Below are 1,160 nucleotides of genomic sequence, written 5' to 3' on the forward strand. Positions count from 1 at the left end.
CCGAATTCGATGGCGTGCACAGCATTCAGCGGGCGGTGCGGGTCGGCTCGGTCGACGCGGTGATTGCGGCGTCCGAACTGCGTGCGCGCATCGCGGCGGCGATAGCCGCCGGCGAGTGAGACCCGGACACCCTCGGACGACTACACAGGAAGGCTTCCCATGACCGAGATGAAGCCCATCATCTCCAGCGTGTCCGACACCGCGCGGTGGGTCGCGGTCTACCGGGCCATCGAATCGGACCGCCCCGACGCCCTGTTCCACGATCCGCTGGCCGGCATGCTCGCCGGTGAGGTGGGCCCGGCGATCGCGGCCGAAACCAGACGGGTGATGGGCGACCACGGATGGCCGATCGTCGCCCGCACCAAGCTGATCGACGACATGATCACCTCGGCGATCGCCGAGGGGTGCGACCGCGTCGTCAACCTGGCCGCCGGCTTGGACACCAGACCGTACCGGCTCGACCTGCCGAAGGACCTGATCTGGGTCGAGGCCGATCTACCCGCGCTGCTGGAAGAGAAGAAGCGACTGCTCGAATGGCAGACGCCGCGCTGCCGACTGATCAGGCGCGGGGTCGATCTCGCCGATCCGATCGCGCGCAAGGTGTTCCTCGCCGACGCCCTGGCGGGTGCGTCACGAGCCTTCGTGATCACCGAAGGACTGGTCATGTACCTGCGGCCGGAGGAGGTCCGCGACCTGGCCTTCGACTTCCGGCGCCGTGAGGTCGCCTGGTGGGTCGTCGACATCGTGTCCGTGGTGATCGCCGAGCGTCTCGAGCGCAGCGGCGACGGCTTGCTGAAGAACGCGCCCTTCACCTTCACCCCGGCCAATGGCGTCGCGTTCTTCGAGGAAGACGGATGGACCGTTCTCGACATCGAGTCGATCTTGCTGGCGGCCAGCCGATTTCGACGTCTCTCACCGCTCTACCGACTCTTCGCCGGGCTACCCCAGCCGAATCCGCGCAAACCCGGAACGATCATCCCGTGGAGCGCCGTCCTTCGCTTGACCCACTGAACCCCTCGCCCCCTGGTCCGGTAGTCGGGACAACGCGGGTCGTTGGACTTCACTGGCGTTTCCCGGGAGCTTCTACCCTCGCCTTGATTTGGGTAGCGCCGCATGTCTTCACCGGGCGCGATGGGCTCTCTGTGCCAGGGCGAATCGGG

At 67.0% G+C, this 1,160-nt stretch carries 1 protein-coding gene; it reads left to right on the plus strand.

The genetic code is table 11. The features are described 5' to 3' along the window. Positions 1-159: 159 nt before the first annotated feature. Positions 160-1,011 (plus strand): class I SAM-dependent methyltransferase, encoded by an 852-nt coding sequence (locus ACIRS4_RS38095; protein WP_404204842.1) that lies wholly within the window; start codon positions 160-162, stop codon positions 1,009-1,011. Positions 1,012-1,160: the final 149 nt, after the last annotated feature.

Source organism: Streptomyces sp. NPDC101166, assembly GCF_044768125.1.
In the GTDB taxonomy this organism is placed as follows: domain Bacteria; phylum Actinomycetota; class Actinomycetes; order Streptomycetales; family Streptomycetaceae; genus Streptomyces.